A 17788-nucleotide genomic window follows, 5' to 3' on the forward strand; every position below is an offset into this window, starting at 1 on the left:
CTTTTTTTGACATCTTTTTGTAAAGACTATTTTTTTTGATATTAATCAAAGAGTTAATTCATTATATTTTTGTGTAAAACTTACGATTTTTATTAATTAATCAACTTAATATTACTTTTTAGTAATAGAAATTAAGCAACAGAGTAATATTTCATATTGTAAAATAGGGAGGCTAATTTATGGGGTAGAAATAAGCTTGAACTATTCAGGTCAAGCTTATTCAAAATTATAGGTTATATTTTAGAAAATTAAATAACTAGTATTGACCTTCATTATAAATTTCAAGATTTTCAGATTCTGGTATGATTGATTTATTTTCGGCTCTGTGATGCTCTAGAGTATCAAAATAATTATCATCAATTCCTTCAGTAACATATTTTCCATCAAAAACAGAACATTCTAGATGATGAATATTAGGATTTTGCTCTTTAATACAATCAATTAAATCAGAAAGATTTTGAAATATTAATTTATCTGCTCCAATTTCTTTTGCAATTTGACCAACAGAACGGTTATAAGCTATAAGTTCACTAGCCACTGGCATATCAATACCATAAACATTAGGATGTCTAATTTCAGGCGCTGCCGAAGCTAGATAAACTTTTTTAGCACCAACTGAACGCACCATCTCAAGTATTTTTTCTGATGTAGTCCCTCGAACAATGGAATCATCAACTAGAAGAACATTCTTACCTTCAAATTCAATACGATTAGCATTTAGTTTTCTTCTTACTGAAAGTTTTCGTTCCGCTTGACCTGGCATGATAAAAGTACGCCCAACATAACGGTTTTTAACAAATCCTTGTCGATAGGGTTTATTTAGAATTCTGGCAATTTCAAGCGCGGCATCACATGATGTTTCAGGAATAGGAATTACGACATCAATATCAATGTCTTTCCATTCTCTAGCAATTTTTTGACCTAGTTTCTGTCCCATTAATATACGAGATTGATAGACTGAAACACCATTCATCAATGAGTCTGGGCGGGCAAAATAAACATATTCAAAAATACATGGGTAATATTGAGGATTATTTGCACACTGTTTTGAATAAAGTTGTCCATCTTGAGTAATATAGATAGCTTCACCGGGTTCTACATCACGCATAAATTCAAAATCGAGAATATCTAAAGCAACACTTTCTGATGCAACCATATATTCTGTCTTTTGATTATCAAGCACTTTTTTACCTATCACCAAAGGACGAATACCAAATGGGTCACGAAATGCGACTAATCCATGTCCAATAATCATTGCAACACATGCATAAGCACCTTTAATGATTTGATGTACCCGATTGATAGCGGTGAAAATATTTTCTGCAGTTAATGGATAGGTAGGGAATTTATCAAGTTCGCTAGCAAAAATATTAAGTAATACTTCTGAATCAGAGCTTGTATTAATGTGGCGTCTTGCTAATTCAAATACTTTATTTCTTAATTGGTCAGTATTAGTTAAATTACCATTGTGTGCAAGTGCAATACCATAAGGTGAATTGACATAAAATGGTTGCGCTTCTGAAGGACTTGAGCTGCCCGCAGTGGGATAACGAATATGCCCTATTCCTAAATTACCTTGTAAACGCAACATATGATGTTCTTGAAATACATCTTTAACTAAACCATTTGCTTTACGTAAGCGAAAACGATTTTGCTCGTCGATAGTTACAATCCCCGCAGCATCTTGTCCTCGATGCTGCAAAACAGTTAAAGCGTCATAAATAGATTGATTAACTGTACTGCATCCTACAATACCAACAACACCACACATACAATGATTACCTCAAAGTTATTGAACTAAAAATGAAGACGACTGCTGTATAAAATCAAAAAACCAACGAATAATAAAATGAAAATGCGGAATTAGCTGCGATTGCTCCCATTCAGGAGATTGGGATAACGGTGTGAAAGTATCGACAAAAAAGAGCACTGCCGCAACAACTAAAATACCCCTTAATACACCAAAACAAATACCTAATACGCGATCTGTACCTGATAGTCCTGTTTTTTGAACCAATTGCCCAATAATATAAGAAACAATGGCACACACAATTAGTGTAGCAATAAATAAAATAGCGATAGCTACAGCAATACGAATTACATCACTATCAAAATAAGTTAAGTAACTAGTGATATGCATGTAAAAACGGCTTGCTATAAAAAAAGCCAGAACCCAACTTATTAGGGATAACGCTTCTTTAACAAAACCTCTAATAATACTAATTAGTGCAGATAAAATAATCACACCAATAATCGTATAATCAACCCAATTCATCATAATAACTCACAATTTTATATTAATATTTTTATTTAATGTTTGTACTCACTAAAGAGTAAAATAATTTTTAATTTGTAACAATAACACCTTTTAATTTTGTTAAATTGTTTAGGTTACTAAGCAATTGTTCTGCTTGCTCTTTTTTTGCATAAGGACCAACCTGTAATTTTATTAATTGATTAGGTCCTGGATTACTTGGAATGATTCTAACGTCATAATTGTTTAGCCTTAATAATGCCACTAATTCCTCAATTTTTTTCTTATTTTTTAATGCTCCAAGTTGAATCATATAGGGCTTATCTGTTTGTTCAGAAATAGATGAAGAATCACTATTATCATTATCAGGTGATGCTAAAGAGCTAGTATATTGATCGGAATCAGGTGTATAAGATTGTTCAAATCGTGAACCGCCATTAATCGTTGACTCATTTTGTGATGTGATCACTTGATTTTGTTCATTTACTACTTCTGGTTGTAAAATAGGAATTGTAGGCGTATGTAAATTAGATTTATCTGTAATGATATTAGGTGCAATTATAGCAATAATTAGCAATAATGTAGCAAAACCAACTAGTTGATTCCTAATTTTATTTGAAGTAGTTTTCTCTTGATTAGTACCCATGATTACATTTGCCTAATTTATCTAACACGGCAGATACAGTATAAAATGAACCACAGACGACAATAATATCATCTTCTTTTGAATCTTGCATGGCCTTTTGATATGCATTATCAACTGATTCAAACGTAGTTATATTTTCTACTTTATTATCTTGCAAATACTGCTTTAATACCTCAGCATTACACCCACGCTCACCATAAAGTGAAGCACAATACCATTGATCAGCATTTAATAAAGATAGAGTGTTTTTAATATCTTTATCTTTCAACATACCAATCACAAACCTAATCTTACCAATAGTAGGTTGTTTGTTTACCAATAACTTAATTTGGTTAGCTAAATAGTTAGCTGCATGAGGATTATGTGCAACATCAACAATTACAATTGGTGATGTCTGTATTATTTGAAATCTTCCAATTAAATTTGTTTTTTCAAGGCCCTTTATTATTTGATTCTGGTTAATAGAAAGCGAAGAATAAGTTAGCGCAGCTATTGCAGTAGCAGCATTAGCTAAAGGCACATTGGGAATAGGCAATTGATCATACTGTTTTAACGGTGAAATGAATTGCCATAATGAATCATCAATTTGTTGATATGACCAATCTTTATTAACTACATAAATAGGACAATTCACAGTTTTAGCAACATTTATAATAGATGATGGTATCTCTGGCTCACCAACAATAGCAATACTATTGGGTTTAAAAATACCTGCTTTTTCTCGACCAATACTTTCTCGAGTATTACCTAAATATTCTACATGGTCGATACCGATTGTGGTAATAATTGCCATATCAGCATCAATAATATTGGTGGCATCAAGTCTTCCACCTAAGCCTACTTCTAGAATAACTACATCCAATTGAGCCTGTTTAAATTGATATAATGCAGCTAACGTTGCATATTCAAAATAAGTTAAGGAAATATTTCCTCTCGCTTTTTCAATTTCAACAAATGCATCAACTGTGTCTTGTTCTTTTGACTCTTGATTATTTATTCTAACCCTTTCAGTAAAACGCACTAAATGAGGAGAGCTGTAAACTCCAACACGCTTATTTGCAGCAAGTAATATCATCTCAAGCGTGCGACAAGTCGTTCCTTTGCCATTAGTTCCTGCCACCGTAAAAACATAAGGGGCTGGCTGTAAAAGATCTAGATGCTCTGCGACTGTTCTAACACGCTCAAGCCCTAAATCAATGGTTGTTGGATGTAATTGTTCCAAATAAGAAAGCCATGTTTCAAGATTAGACATGGCATCAGGAATTTCAGTTCGCATGATTAATTAAATAGTCTCATCATCAACAATAGAATCAAAAGGAACTGGGAGTTGCATTAATTTAGCTAACAGGCCTGCAATTTTAGGGCGCATATCACGACGATCAATAATCATATCAATCGCACCTTTTTCTAATAAGAACTCGCTACGTTGGAATCCTTCTGGCAGTGTTTCACGCACTGTTTGTTGAATTACTCGAGGCCCCGCAAAACCAATTAACGCTTTAGGTTCAGCAATATTAATATCACCTAGCATCGCTAGACTAGCAGATACACCACCCATTGTTGGATCGGTCATCACAGAAATATAAGGTAAACCTTCATCTTGCATTTTTGCTAAGATAGCACTCGTTTTTGCCATTTGCATTAATGAAAATAATGCTTCTTGCATTCGGGCTCCACCGCTGGTAGAAAAACAGATTAATGGGCACTTATCTTCAATTGCCTGTTCTGCAGCTCGAGTAAATAAAGCACCAACCACAGACGACATCGAACCACCAATGAAAGCAAATTCAAAGCAGGCAACAACAACTGGAATGCCCAGTAATGTGCCTTTCATTACTACCATGGCCTCTTTTTCATGCGTTTCTTTTTGAGCAGTTGCTAAACGATCTTTATATTTTTTTGTATCTTTAAACTTTAAAATATCTTTGGGAGCAAGTTCTGAACCAATCTCTATATCAGAACCTTCGTCTAAAAAACGATATAAACGAACACGGGCAGGAATATGCATGTGATGATCACATTTTGGGCAAACCTCTAAATTACGATCAAGTTCAGCTTGATAGATAACCTGCTCACAATTACTACATTTGGTCCAAACACCACCTGGAATATTTGCCTTTTTATGATCTGACGATATATTATTTTTACTCAGAATTTTTTCAATCCAGCTCATTATGATTCTCTCATTTGGTACTCTTTTCAATTAACGACACATTGTATAATACTTTGCAATAATTCTTAATAGTTGTTTTTATTTTTATCGCAATTAGAAGGAAAATCGATAAATTTATCGACAATTTTATAAAAATATTATTATTTCATACTTCAAAAAATTTGATTTAAAACAAAACTCAGCAAGCTTGATTGATATTTAAATTTAACATTTTTCAATAAAAGTATATTTAGTATGACCTTAAAAAATTATTGGTATATAATTAACTCAGAATCGTTTTCCATTTTTTAGAAATAAGGGGTTATAGATGGACAAGGAAAAATCAGCCGCACCATCATTTCAAGATGTACTAGAATATATTCGTTTATCACGTCGTTTAAATAAATTAAAACGTGAAATTTCAGATAACGAGAAAAAAATTCGTGATAACCAAAAACGTGTGCTATTACTTGAAAATTTAAGTGATTACATTAAACCTGATATGACTTATGAAGAACTTCAAGCTATTATTGCTAATATGAAGAGTGATTATGATGATCGTGTTGATGATTATATAATCAAAAATGCTGAAATATCTAAAGAAAGACGTGAAATCAGCAAAAAAATGCGAAGTTACCGTTCTAATTAATGTTTTTTGAATAACAACGCCCTTTTTCTCAATAGGGCGTTATTATTTTTAATCAATTAACCGCCAGCAAATTTAACTTTAAAATCTTTATCTTCTAATAATGATTTTAATAGTTCACGTTTGTCGCCTTGAATTTCAATTTTTCCGTCTTTAACTGAACCTCCACAACCACAACGCTTTTTCAGCTCAGCAGCTAATTGCATCAACTGAGAATCCTCTAAATCGAATCCCTCAATAACACAAACTCCTTTACCTTTACGCCCTGATGTCTGGCGTGAAATACGGATAAAACCATCGCCTTTAATACGAGGTTTAGCAGCCTGCTTTGGCGTAATTCGACCGTGTTCAGTTGAATAAACAATAGCGTTATCAGACATAATTATTAACTCTTTGATAAATCTAGTGTTGTTAAAATAGTATGTAATGCTTTGGTTGGGTCTTCCGCTTGAGTAATAGGACGCCCAATAACTAAATAATCTGAACCAGCAGCTTGTGCGCGTTGGGGTGTCATAATACGGCGCTGATCATCAGGTGTTGATCCTGCTGGACGAATTCCTGGAGTAACTAATTTAAAATCACTTCCTAGTCTAGTTCTAAAACTTTGTACTTCTTTAGCAGAACATACAACTCCATCGAGTCCGCAATTCTTTGCCAGTAATGCCAGCTTCGTTGCTTGCTCTAATGGTGAAACGTTAATACCTATTTCTTTAAGATCAGAAGACTCCATACTCGTTAATACAGTCACTGCGATTAACATTGGTGCATCCTTACCGTATGAATAAAGCGCATCTTTTGCAGCTTCCATCATACGAACACCACCACTAGCATGAACATTTGTCATCCAAACACCTAAATCAGCAGCAGCAGCTACTGCTTTGGCAACAGTATTCGGAATATCATGGAATTTAAGATCTAAAAAGATATCAAATCCTTTTTGTTTTATTTGCCTAATAAAGTCAGGACCTGCATGAGTAAATAATTCTTTGCCTATTTTAAGACGACAATCTTTTGGATCAACTTGGTCTATAAAGTTCCATGCTGACTTAGTATCTGAAAAATCAACAGCAACAATGATTGGAGATGACATAACTTATTTGTTCCTTTTTATAAACTCATTAAAACCAGTATAGAAAATTTTAGCACTTTCTTTGTAGCCTTGTAAGGTTTGATGTACTAAATCTGGTCGAGTCAGTCCACGTTTTTGCCAAACTTTAACTGAACCAGCTCCCCCCATAGCTGCTTGCCAATTCCAATATAGTGTCCTTTCAGATTTAGCTACTTGCTTTTGAATACTCATAATTGCTGAAAATGATTTAGGGATCTTATTTTCATTTACCATTGTATCTGGTGGTGTCATCAATAAAATGGCTGCATTAGGTAATACTCTACGAATTTGGCGAATATTATTCACTAAGTTTTTGCGGTAACCATTAACATCTAAAGTTTCATCAAAACTTTCATTTGTTCCGTATTCAAGAATAACTAAATCACTTTTTGAAGCAGATAATTCTTTCAACCAACTTGAACCCCATTTTTGCCATATGCTCTGTTTAGCGCCATTAGTTGCAATTGAAGATACAATAACCCCTGATTTTTTTGAGCGATTTAACCAAATTCCTCCAATTTCAACATCGCGGTTTCCTTTAATCGTAAAAGGGTTTTTAGTCACAAATGACACCGTTTGCCAAACACTACTTTTGGGTAAATAACTTATATTTATTTTTTTACCATCAGCATCATAAATACTCAATAAATTAGGGGTATTTTTCAATGCTCTGAAGGTTAATTTTACTTGCCAATTTTTGTTATCTAAACTTTTTGGTATTATTTGTATAGTGGCTGAATCGTTAGTCGCTTTTGCAATAAATCCACCCATAGGAAAATCTACGTCACTTACTGTACGGCTACTTATTACACGCCAATCTTTTACTTTCCAACCAACTGCTGTATGGTTTTGACCTTTAATGGCAACAGGTGTAACCCAACCAATTCCGGCATCACCATATTTTTGTTGCATTAATGTTCGAAATTCACCAGTAAAAAAATCTGCTGCTGAATGCGAATCTCCAAATTGTGTAATATTAACGACTTGGTTACCATTTCTATTTCTAGCTAAGGAATTTAAACGTTGAGCAAATTGCTTTGCATTTGGGTCACCAAAGTCAACAACAGTAGATTGTGCATCTGTTTTACTTTCTGCTACACTGCATCCTACTGAAACAGTGATAGTCACTATAGTAATAATATACTTTAAAAGTTTAATCACTATCGTCATCCTCTAATTGTTTAAAAATGATTTTATCCATAATTGCTTTAGCTAAAATTTTTTGGCCTATAGGTGTAAAATGGATTCCATCATCAACTCTAACTTTTATTTTATCTTTATTAGATTCAATAAAACTATTAAATGTTTCATAAGTACAACCTAATAATTGGTTGGTTGTTAAAAAGTGTTGTTGTCTCTTTTCTACTTCAGATTGATACAGCGTATTTAAATAAACCATCCCTAAATTTAGTTGCGGTTTGCGCATACAAGGAGCAGCCAGCCAAAGCACTTGAACATTATGTTCACTAGCACTATTTAAAATTGTGGCGATACGTAAACGGTATTGTTCTTCCCACAACTCGGATTTAAATTTAACGTATTTAGCATAACCTTTTACAGGAAAGTCCCAAGGATCATTAGGTCCTAAAAAAACAACAAGTAACTTGATAGAAGGATCGGCAATTAAATTATCATTGATTGTTTTTGGCCAATTGAAAGCCTTTGGATAAGCGAGTCCAGTCAGTACTTTGTTTGCTTAGATTCACACTTTCTATTTTATATTGTTTAAATAACATTTTTTTAACATATGGTGCAACGCCTTGCATCAAAGAGTCGCCAACAAACAATACTTTGTCATTTTGAGTTAATACAATCGGTAAGGGCTCATGAATTAATGGAATATTTTGAATTTTAGGTGCTTCATCTTTAGCTTCGGTATCTATCTGTTCAGTTTCTGGCGTTCCATCAAACTTAGTTTTGCTTAATTTAGTATTTTCTTGCTTAATTGATATTGGTTGAACATGAATTTTTTGCCTTTTTTTATCTTTTTTAATATTAACCATTTCGGATGGTGAAATAACTAACACATTTGTTACTGGTTGGTTTAAATGTGACTCATCATCAATGGATCTAATGACATTATTTTCATCAATAACTACATCTTTCGAATATTCTTCTACTCGGCCATCAGAATCGTCTAGATCCATTTTTTGGGTCATACTTCCTGAATTAAAGAGATCATGATGATACGTTTGTTGCCAATAAATTAATACCGATTTGTGATAAATTGCTATTAATGCTATTGCGGTAATCAATAGCATAATAAAAACATATTTAGGTGAAAGTGATTCTTTTTGAGTTATTGCAGCTTCTGATACTTTAGTCTTAGCATTATGCTTTCTTGATTGCTCATGTAAGCCATTTTCGAACAAATCAATTTGTTGCCTATTTTTTTGAGGCCTATTTCTTCGTCTATTTTTTGATAATGTTTTTTTATATTTCATTTTTATTGTTCATCATAATCAAAAATTAGCATAAATAAAATTTGGCATTCCAGATGGTGCAAAGTAGATAGTTAGCCATAATATAAATATAAAAATGATAGGCAAATAAATCCTATTTATTTTGCTAAGTTGTAAAGAGCACCAATCAGGAATATTTTTAAATAATGGGTATAACAAAAATATGACACATATACTTAGAAATACCTCAATATAATGTGACTCAATTAAAAAGTTATGACCTAGAGCCGTCAAATAATCTAATGCGTCAGGTAAGCTTACACAATAAAAAAATAACCAAGTAAAACAGATATAATGCCAAGTAATTAATCTAGCAATAATTGGGGAACGTTGAGTAATCCAGCTTCTTCCCATATAACAATCTAATATATTAAGAACAATAATCCCCAAACCATGACATCCACCCCAAATAACAAAATTAATCCCAGCTCCATGCCATAAACCTGACAATAACATAGCTGACATAACATTAATTTGAGTGCGAATAAAACCACGACGATTGCCACCAAGAGGGATATAAATATAATCGCGGATCCAATGAGATAAACTAATATGCCAACGTTCCCAAAATTCGCGGACATTACAGGCTAAATAAGGAAAGTTGAAGTTGATAGGAAGTCGAAAACCTAATAATAAAGCAATACCTGTAACAAGGTCGGTATAACCAGAAAAATTCAGGTAAATTTGTATAGCATAACCGTATAAGCCTACCAATAAATCAAGAGTACTGTATTCTAATGGATTTGAAAAAATCGGAGTTATCCAGTTTTCGCTAATTAATCCACCTAAACAATAAACTTTTATCACGGACAGAATAAGTAACGTAAATGCCCGAAAGGGTTCTAAAATCTCTCTAGGTTGACTAACCACAATTTGTGGAATAAATGTTTTTGCTCGATTAATTGGACCCGCAATTATACAAGGAAAAAAGGATAAAAATAAGGCAAAATCCCAGAATTTAGCAACAGGTAATTCTTTCTTTTTTATCGAAACTAAATAGCTTACCGAGTGGAACGTATAAAAGGAGATGCCTATTGGAATAAAAATGGTTATTGCTGGCAATAATATAGATAAATTTAAATAGTTAAGCAATGACTGTAATTCATATCGAAAAAAATCAAAATATTTGAACAATGCTAAATTGATTATTGCGGCACTTAATCCTAAAACCAGCCATATTTTTGCGTGTTGTTTAGACGTTGCAATCATTATTGAAAAGAAATATATCACGCAAGTGTAGCTAAAAAGGATAACAGCAAATTGAACACTATAACTAGCAACAATAAGGTAACTTGAAATCAAAAGTAAATTATTTTGGAATTTTGGTAATAATCTAAAAGCCCAATATATAGCAAAGAGAACTACAAAAATTAGACCAAACTCAATTGATAAATAACTCACTGCAATCCTTTCATATGTAAATCTACTATTGACCTAAAATTTTATTATTCTATAAAGTCTATTTCTGATACCCAATTAATTGTGATTGAGCTAGAACATTATAGACAATCAACTCCCTATTTAACCCATTTATCGATAACAAGTTTTTTGCCTTTAACCACAGTTGATAAAGCGAAATAATTTCATCATTACTTTTTGTGGCAAGTAGCCTAACTAACGGAACCTGATCACGATTCACAATATATCGACCAACTTTCTGTTTAGCTTTTAACGCATCACCTAGCAATGCACAAAACCAAGTGATACGCTCAAAAAATTCCTCATGATTAAATGTCTTTGCTAATTGCCAAAAATTGTTTTGTGGCAAGACATTTAACAAGTTTTCACAAAATAATTTTCGTTGTTGCCAATTTTCGGGTTGCAACAGAAGAGCTGCATTTAGTGGCGCATTTTCACTCAATAACAGAGCAGTGGCAAGCTCATTATCACTGTATAAATCATTATGTATCTTTTTTAACCAATTAATAGATTCTTCTATTTTGGGTATTTTTAAAAAATAACAAAAACAACGGCTATGAATTGTAGGTAAAAATTGACTATTATGGTTATCACTTAAAATAAAATAGGTATTTTCTGGAGGTTCTTCTAACGTTTTAAGCAATGCATTTGCAGCGGCTTCTGTCATAAAAGCAGCATGTCTAATCCAGATGACCTTATTACCGCCCTGTTGGGATTTTTCATAGATTTTTGTAGAAATATTCCGTATTTGATCAATACCAATCGATTGTTTTCCCTGTGCATTTGTTATTTGGTAATAATCAGGATGATGTTGAGATAAAAATAACTGACAACTATGACATTTACCGCATGGTTCCAACTGTTTTGAAGATTGACAGAGTAATCGATTAGCTATTAAGTTGATTAATTCTTCTTCGCCACTACCTTGAATATAATTGATTAACAAAGCATGATGAGCACGATGATTAACAATCGTTTCTGCTAACTGTTCAAAAGGTAATTTAAGCCATGGATATTCGTTGAAAATCATAAAATCGAAACCTAATTTGTTAACCATGAATTTAATGTTGTTTCAATTTGAGCTGTCACTTCTGTAATTGATTTTGATGCATCAATAGTAATGATAGTGTTATCATTTTCAGCTAACTCTAAATAACGCTGACGAATTCGCTCAAAAAAAGGTAGTGATTGTTGTTCAATACGATCAAGTTGCCCTCGAGATCTGGCCCTCATCAATCCAAGTTCTGGTGAAATATCTAAATACAACGTTAAGTCTGGTTTAAAATTACCTAAAACCTGAGAGTGTAGTGTTTCGATAAAAACTCTGTCTAACTCTCGTCCGCCACCTTGATAAGCTTGAGTAGATAAATCATGTCGATCACCAATGACCCATTTCCCCATTTTCAGTGCAGGCTTAATCACGTTATCAACTAATTGAATACGCGCAGCATATAACATAAGTAATTCAGCTTTATCAGTTAATGGCTCATTATCTAAACCATTTTTAATAATATTACGCAATGCTTCAGCAATCGGCGTACCACCCGGTTCACGAGTAAATTGCAGATCGCAAATATGATGTTGATTCAAAACACGCGCAACAGTATTTATGGCTGTCGTTTTACCGGCGCCTTCCAAACCTTCGATGACAATAAATTTGCCTGTCATACTTATTTCCTAAACTAATTAAGCTGATGAACGAGTAAACATTGCGCTATTGTACGCTATTTTTACCAATTATTTTAGTTCGTATCGTAAATACCTTGTTAATAGTTATCAAATATGAGTACTTTTTAATATACCGACATAGTAGAACATCCTGTTTACTTATTAGCGATTCGTTTATAAGATCGAAATAAATCAAAATAAAAATAGTTTGATGTTGTTCATTAATAGGAAAATCATTGAGTATATGAACTTTGTATTTATCGCCTTCTAAAAAAGCGATATCGATTGGTATTTTTCACTCACTTATCATTTGTTTAGTAAGCAATTCATAGTATTATGAATTAGTATTTAACACTGTGTTGCTAGAGAAAATAAAATTTTTAGATTATAAAATCATTAGGCGGATTTCCAACCATACCTGAACAAGAATATAAAACAAAATTAATCTGGAATGCCAAAAAATGAAAAAAATACTCCTACTATTAGTCGCATTTATGTCAATAGTAACATTAACCAGTTGCAACAAAACACCTTTAGAAAAAATTGACAGTTTTTTGGATAATGCAAATTCATCAGATACATTAGTATTATATAATTTCACAAACTTTAACTGGGATTATTTCATAATTATTACAGCAAGAGATATAAAAAAAACGGGCTCTATATTAAATCAAAAAGGAATTTCAACGAATAATATTCAAAATATAAAAGTATTAAGAGAAACTGAATCTTGGACTGAAGTAATATATTTTATTTATAAAAATGATGTTATTTATGTAGATGTTTTTCCGGATAATAACAAGTACTATTTTGATAATATAAAGGATGGAAAAACTATCTTTAAAATAGATTATCTATGGCCTAGAGAAAAAAGTATTTTTAAGATAAACAAAGATTCTTTGCAAGGGAATTATTATAAATTAACACCTATAATTAAATAGATAATGAATTATTAATTTATCAAAAAATTACTTCTTTTGTTATTTTTCATATAATCAGGATGTCAGAAAGGCGAACCTCTTGAGTCTAGAATTTGGGGTTCATCAAATATTGATAATAGAAAATATGATATGTCAATTTGGATGATAAAAAATAATGAGTAAGGAATGCCAAATGATTAAAAAAATCATACTATTATTATTTATGTGTTTATTTCTAACCAATTGTAACAAAACACCTTTAGAAAAGGTTTTAAAAGATATAAAAAACAATCATCCTAAAACCATAACATTATCTGATTATACTAATTTTAAATGGGATGAAGCATGGTTAATCTATGGAAATGTTGGTGTAAGTTATTTAAACCTCATGAGAGATCAAAATATTAATGTGGAGAGAATAGATGATACTATCAAAATGTGGAAGGAATTTTCAAATACTATAGTGTACATATATAATAAAAAAGTTGTTTATTACGAATTCCCTCCGGATAATAGGGATGGTGAGATTTTTGGTTTTGCCGAGCCATTTTCACTTTTAGATTTTAATTTAGAAAGAGGACAAATTATAGTTCTTTCAAGTAATAATTCTGAGTGTGAAGTAAAAGGCAAAACATTAATCCCCATTAAGCCAATTAAGATCTATGAAAATATGGATAAAAAACTGAAATAAACTGCTAACAAATTGTTTTAAACAATTTAGAGGTTAAACAAGAAGACATAGTCTGGTTTATGGCCATACCTAAAGCAAAAAAATATTAAGAAATTAGAAATGAATAAAATAATAATACTATTAGTGATAACATTCATATCAATAGTAACATTAAACAGTTGCAACAGTGAAAGACCTTTAGAAAAAGCATTAAAAGATATAGAAGAAAATCACCCTCAAACCATAAAACTCTCTGATTATACCAATTTTAAATGGGATGAAGTTTGGTTAATCTATGGCAATATTAGCGGACGTTATATTACATTAATGCGGGAACAAAATATTAATGTTAAGAAAGTAGAATTTTCTGATAAAAATCCTAATTTTGGTAAATATCAAGAGCATTCTGATGCTGTAGTGTATGTATATAATAAAAAAGTTGTCTATTACGAATTTCCTCCGGATAACAGGGATAGGGAGTTTTCTCTTTTAGGTTTTGTAGAACCATATGCACTTTTAGATTTTAACTTAGAAAGAGGACAGATAATAGTTGTTTCCAGTAATAATTCTGAGTTTGAAGTAAAAGATAAAACATTAATCCCCATTAAGCCAATTAAGATCTATGAAAAAATGGATGAAAAATTGAAATAAACCGATAATGAATTATCAGACAAAGTGTTAGATTATTATCATGAACATGGTTTATGGAAAGCGAAAAAAACAGGAAGTGGAAAATGGCAAGCAGTCCAAACCAAGTTATCGAATAAATAATACAACGCACTCAAACTAGCTGTTAACCTAATGAATCGTTATGGGTACTATGAAAATACTTTCGATTTATTTTAAGCAATTTAGAGGTTAAACAAGAAGACATAGTCTGGTTTATGGCCATACCTAAAGCAAAAGAATATTAAGAAATAAAAAATGAATAAAATAATAATACTATTAGTAATAACATTCATATTAATAGTAACATTAACCAGTTGCAATAGTGAAAGACCTTTAGAAAAAGCATTAAAAGATATAGAAGAAAATCACCCTCAAACCATAAAACTCTCTGATTATACCAATTTTAAATGGGATGAAGTTTGGTTAATCAGTGGCAGTATTAGTGGACTTTATATTACATTAATGCGGGAACAAAATATTGATGTCAAAAAAGTAGAATTTTCTGATGAGAATCCTGACTTTGGAATAGCTCAACATCTTTCTAATACAGTTGCATACGTATATAATAAAAAAGTTGTCTATTACGAATTTCCTCCGGATAACAGGGATAGGGAGTTTTCTCTTTTAGGTTTTGTAGAACCATATGCACTTTTAGATTTTAACTTAGAAAGAGGACAGATAATAGTTGTTTCCAGTAATAATTCTGAGTTTGAAGTAAAAGATAAAACATTAATCCCCATTAAGCCAATTAAGATCTACGAAAACATGGATAAAAAATTGAAATGATCCCTAATGAATTAACAATTCTAGATATTCTGAAAATTTCAAATGCCATGATTTTTATATATTGAGTTTTTATGATATAGATAATGGTTATACCTGTGTATACAGGGAACTCCGGACTGCTCAGTCTGACTGGAGTTAAATTCCCGGTTTATCCCTGTGTATACAGGGAACTCTGCTGAAATATTTTTGATATTTGCAAATTCATCGGTTTATCCCTGTGTATACAGGGAACTCCTATTTATTGTTATTTGATCCATTCTTTCATTCGGTTTATCCCTGTGTATACAGGGAACTCGAGTGTATCAGGCGATGATTTTTTAAATTCGGCGGTTTATCCCTGTGTATACAGGGAACTCTAAAATTGAAAAAAATGAAACTCGATCGCCAGCGGTTTATCCCTGTGTATACAGGGAACTCGTTGGCGGGCAAGTAATTCAGTTATGTGATTTCGGTTTATCCCTGTGTATACAGGGAACTCTCATTGACCTGAATTTTGGACATTTATATCTCCGGTTTATCCCTGTGTATACAGGGAACTCCTATAAGCGCAAGGTTGAGAGAAAAAAGCAAACGGTTTATCCCTGTGTATACAGGGAACTCCTCACCAACATTGAATGAAAGCGCGGTGTCGTCGGTTTATCCCTGTGTATACAGGGAACTCTGGGATGGGTAAATCAACATCATAAATCGTGTCGGTTTATCCCTGTGTATACAGGGAACTCGATCTGTTTAGAAGGTCTTATTCATGAGTAGACGGTTTATCCCTGTGTATACAGGGAACTCTGTTGAGGCTTACTGTAAAGACATCCCATCACCCGGTTTATCCCTGTGTATACAGGGAACTCATCCCCTCGATGTTGGGAACGAATCGCCTCCGCGGTTTATCCCTGTGTATACAGGGAACTCTTTTCTTGATAACAGAAGATGGTAAAATTTTACGGTTTATCCCTGTGTATACAGGGAACTCAATTGTAATCGAGGCCTGTAACGCCACCCATGCGGTTTATCCCTGTGTATACAGGGAACTCACTATAGAAACAAGCAATATTCTCACTCCAATCGGTTTATCCCTGTGTATACAGGGAACTCTCTAAACGTAGCTATTTGTTTTATTTAAACTTATAGCGACCATAAAATTCTACCAGATTTTTTGAATTTTTAAAGAACTTTAACTTATTGATTTTCAATAGGTAAAAAAGAGACCAATCTGAGTCCATCGAGTTCTACCGGCACTCTTCTGTTGGTACCATAAGTTTGGAAGTCAAATCCAGATTCAGTATTGGTTGCCCAAGCAAGTACAACATTACCTTCTTCAGCAAGCTCGATGATTTGTTGCCAAATCATCTCCCTTACCGGTCTGGAAATATCGCCTATGTAAACACCGGCTCTGATTTCTAATAACCATATAGCTAAGCGTCCTCTTAATCTAGGTGGTACATTTTCTGTAACGACAACACTCATACTCATGATTAATGGCTCCTAAAGCCACTATCGGCAAGTGATTGTGGTTCTGGTATCGCAGGTGGTGGTACATCATCTGGAGGTGGTGGAGGCTCAATCCCTCCAGCGGATAATACCTCTTCAATAAGTGGAATTAATGTCGCTAATGTTTTTTGACTTCTAAAAATTTCACGACAAGCAATACGCACTTCACGATCGGGATCAGCTCTATTTTGGGCAGCAATTTCAAACGCTTTCGGAACTACCGTATCAAATTTTATAATATCAGCAATATCATAAACAAAAGATAGCGGTTTTCCGCTATGCACAAAACCGATAGCAGGCGCATAACCAGCCGCCAAAACTGCTGCTTCAGTAATACCATAGAGACAAGAAGTGGCAGCACTAATACATTGATTGACTGTATCTCCTTTTTGCCAATCTTTAGGATCATATTTACGTCCATGCCACTTAACACGATACTTTTTAGCTAATAATGCATAAGTTGCACGTACACGAGCACCTTCAACTCCTCGTAGTTGTTCAACAGAACGTCGGCTAGGAGCCGGTTCACCAAATCGTAGTTCAAACATCTTTTTAACAACTTTTAAACGAAGTTCATCATCCAAGGCTAATTTGGCTTGATAAAGTAGTTTATCCGATCGAGCACCGCCTGGTTGACCTGACGAATACATTCTGACACCAGCCTCACCCACCCATACTAACAGAGTTCCCACGGTAGCTGCTAATCTAACCGCAGCATGCGATACGCGTGTACCTGGTTCAAGCATAATACAAGCGATAGAGCCAACTGGAATGTGGGTTCTAATGCCTGTTTTATCTATTAATACAAAAGCACCATCTAAAACATCAATTTGTCCATATTGGAGAAAGATCATTGATGTTCTATTTTTTAAAGGAATAGGATTCAGTGGAATATACACCATA

General features: G+C 33.1%; 20 protein-coding genes and 1 CRISPR repeat array. Of the genes, 5 read left to right on the forward strand and 15 right to left on the reverse strand.

Features of this window, described 5'->3' with window-relative positions:
- Positions 1 to 256: 256 nt before the first annotated feature.
- The 5 genes from purF to accD form a co-directional block, all read right to left on the reverse strand.
- Complete coding sequence (gene purF / locus GYM76_RS08410) at positions 257 to 1771, reverse strand: amidophosphoribosyltransferase (RefSeq protein WP_065562395.1); 1515 nt, start codon at positions 1769 to 1771, stop codon at positions 257 to 259.
- 18 nt (positions 1772 to 1789) lie between these two features.
- Positions 1790 to 2275: a CvpA family protein gene (locus GYM76_RS08415; RefSeq protein ID WP_065562475.1), complete on the reverse strand. Its 486-nt coding sequence runs from the start codon at positions 2273 to 2275 to the stop codon at positions 1790 to 1792.
- Positions 2276 to 2345: 70 nt separating this feature from the next.
- Entirely contained in the window at positions 2346 to 2900 is a 555-nt protein-coding gene (locus GYM76_RS08420) for an SPOR domain-containing protein (RefSeq protein ID WP_220225179.1), read from the reverse strand.
- On the reverse strand, positions 2890 to 4179 hold the full coding sequence (gene folC, locus GYM76_RS08425) for a bifunctional tetrahydrofolate synthase/dihydrofolate synthase (protein ID WP_370632628.1): 1290 nt from the start codon (positions 4177 to 4179) through the stop codon (positions 2890 to 2892). Before folC ends, GYM76_RS08420 begins: the two co-directional genes overlap by 11 nt.
- A 3-nt stretch (positions 4180 to 4182) precedes the next feature.
- Entirely contained in the window at positions 4183 to 5073 is an 891-nt protein-coding gene (gene accD, locus GYM76_RS08430) for an acetyl-CoA carboxylase, carboxyltransferase subunit beta (RefSeq protein WP_220225181.1), read from the reverse strand.
- Positions 5074 to 5380: 307 nt separating this feature from the next.
- On the opposite strand from accD, the gene tmaR reads away from it, so the two are divergent.
- Complete coding sequence (gene tmaR, locus GYM76_RS08435; protein WP_065562399.1) at positions 5381 to 5701, forward strand: PTS system regulator TmaR; 321 nt, start codon at positions 5381 to 5383, stop codon at positions 5699 to 5701.
- A 56-nt stretch (positions 5702 to 5757) separates the two neighbouring features.
- On the opposite strand, the gene yciH is transcribed toward tmaR, so the two are convergent.
- The 8 genes from yciH to tmk form a co-directional block, all read right to left on the reverse strand.
- Positions 5758 to 6078: a stress response translation initiation inhibitor YciH gene (yciH, locus tag GYM76_RS08440; protein WP_220225182.1), complete on the reverse strand. Its 321-nt coding sequence runs from the start codon at positions 6076 to 6078 to the stop codon at positions 5758 to 5760.
- A 5-nt stretch (positions 6079 to 6083) separates the two neighbouring features.
- The gene (gene pyrF / locus GYM76_RS08445; protein ID WP_065562401.1) at positions 6084 to 6788 is read right to left on the reverse strand and encodes an orotidine-5'-phosphate decarboxylase; all 705 of its coding nucleotides are present in this window, start codon (positions 6786 to 6788) and stop codon (positions 6084 to 6086) included.
- 3 nt (positions 6789 to 6791) lie between these two features.
- Positions 6792 to 7967: a hypothetical protein gene (locus GYM76_RS08450; protein ID WP_220225183.1), complete on the reverse strand. Its 1176-nt coding sequence runs from the start codon at positions 7965 to 7967 to the stop codon at positions 6792 to 6794.
- The gene (locus GYM76_RS08455; RefSeq protein ID WP_220225184.1) at positions 7960 to 8325 is read right to left on the reverse strand and encodes a hypothetical protein; all 366 of its coding nucleotides are present in this window, start codon (positions 8323 to 8325) and stop codon (positions 7960 to 7962) included. The genes GYM76_RS08450 and GYM76_RS08455 overlap by 8 nt, the downstream gene beginning before the upstream one ends.
- Positions 8326 to 8437: 112 nt before the next feature.
- Complete coding sequence (locus GYM76_RS08460; protein ID WP_220225185.1) at positions 8438 to 9250, reverse strand: hypothetical protein; 813 nt, start codon at positions 9248 to 9250, stop codon at positions 8438 to 8440.
- A gap of 18 nt (positions 9251 to 9268) precedes the next feature.
- Entirely contained in the window at positions 9269 to 10669 is a 1401-nt protein-coding gene (locus GYM76_RS08465; RefSeq protein WP_220225186.1) for an MBOAT family protein, read from the reverse strand.
- A 58-nt stretch (positions 10670 to 10727) separates the two neighbouring features.
- Complete coding sequence (holB, locus tag GYM76_RS08470; protein WP_220225187.1) at positions 10728 to 11717, reverse strand: DNA polymerase III subunit delta'; 990 nt, start codon at positions 11715 to 11717, stop codon at positions 10728 to 10730.
- Between the two features lie 11 nt (positions 11718 to 11728).
- Positions 11729 to 12355, reverse strand: coding sequence for a dTMP kinase (gene tmk, locus GYM76_RS08475; protein ID WP_065562405.1), 627 nt, complete (start codon positions 12353 to 12355; stop codon positions 11729 to 11731).
- Positions 12356 to 12816: 461 nt separating this feature from the next.
- On the opposite strand from tmk, the gene GYM76_RS08480 reads away from it, so the two are divergent.
- From GYM76_RS08480 to GYM76_RS08495, 4 genes are all read left to right on the forward strand, one after another.
- Positions 12817 to 13296, forward strand: a complete 480-nt coding sequence (locus GYM76_RS08480) for a hypothetical protein (protein ID WP_220225188.1) — start codon at positions 12817 to 12819, stop codon at positions 13294 to 13296.
- Positions 13297 to 13468: 172 nt separating this feature from the next.
- Entirely contained in the window at positions 13469 to 13966 is a 498-nt protein-coding gene (locus GYM76_RS08485; protein WP_220225189.1) for a hypothetical protein, read from the forward strand.
- A gap of 99 nt (positions 13967 to 14065) precedes the next feature.
- Positions 14066 to 14596, forward strand: coding sequence for a hypothetical protein (locus GYM76_RS08490; RefSeq protein ID WP_220225190.1), 531 nt, complete (start codon positions 14066 to 14068; stop codon positions 14594 to 14596).
- A 273-nt stretch (positions 14597 to 14869) separates the two neighbouring features.
- Positions 14870 to 15400 carry a hypothetical protein gene (locus GYM76_RS08495; RefSeq protein ID WP_220225191.1) on the forward strand — a complete coding sequence of 177 codons (531 nt, stop codon included), beginning with the start codon at positions 14870 to 14872 and terminating at the stop codon, positions 15398 to 15400.
- 83 nt (positions 15401 to 15483) lie between these two features.
- Positions 15484 to 16489: a CRISPR direct-repeat array (repeat unit 29 nt; unit sequence CGGTTTATCCCTGTGTATACAGGGAACTC).
- 84 nt (positions 16490 to 16573) lie between these two features.
- Here GYM76_RS08495 and cas2e read toward each other — a convergent pair.
- Both cas2e and cas1e read right to left on the reverse strand, forming a co-directional pair.
- Entirely contained in the window at positions 16574 to 16867 is a 294-nt protein-coding gene (gene cas2e, locus GYM76_RS08500) for a type I-E CRISPR-associated endoribonuclease Cas2e (RefSeq protein WP_220225192.1), read from the reverse strand.
- A 2-nt stretch (positions 16868 to 16869) separates the two neighbouring features.
- Positions 16870 to 17787, reverse strand: a complete 918-nt coding sequence (gene cas1e, locus GYM76_RS08505) for a type I-E CRISPR-associated endonuclease Cas1e (protein ID WP_220225193.1) — start codon at positions 17785 to 17787, stop codon at positions 16870 to 16872.
- Position 17788 lies beyond the last annotated feature (1 nt).

Origin of the sequence: Gilliamella sp. ESL0443 (assembly GCF_019469165.1) — a bacterium.
GTDB lineage: Bacteria > Pseudomonadota > Gammaproteobacteria > Enterobacterales > Orbaceae > Gilliamella > Gilliamella apicola_E.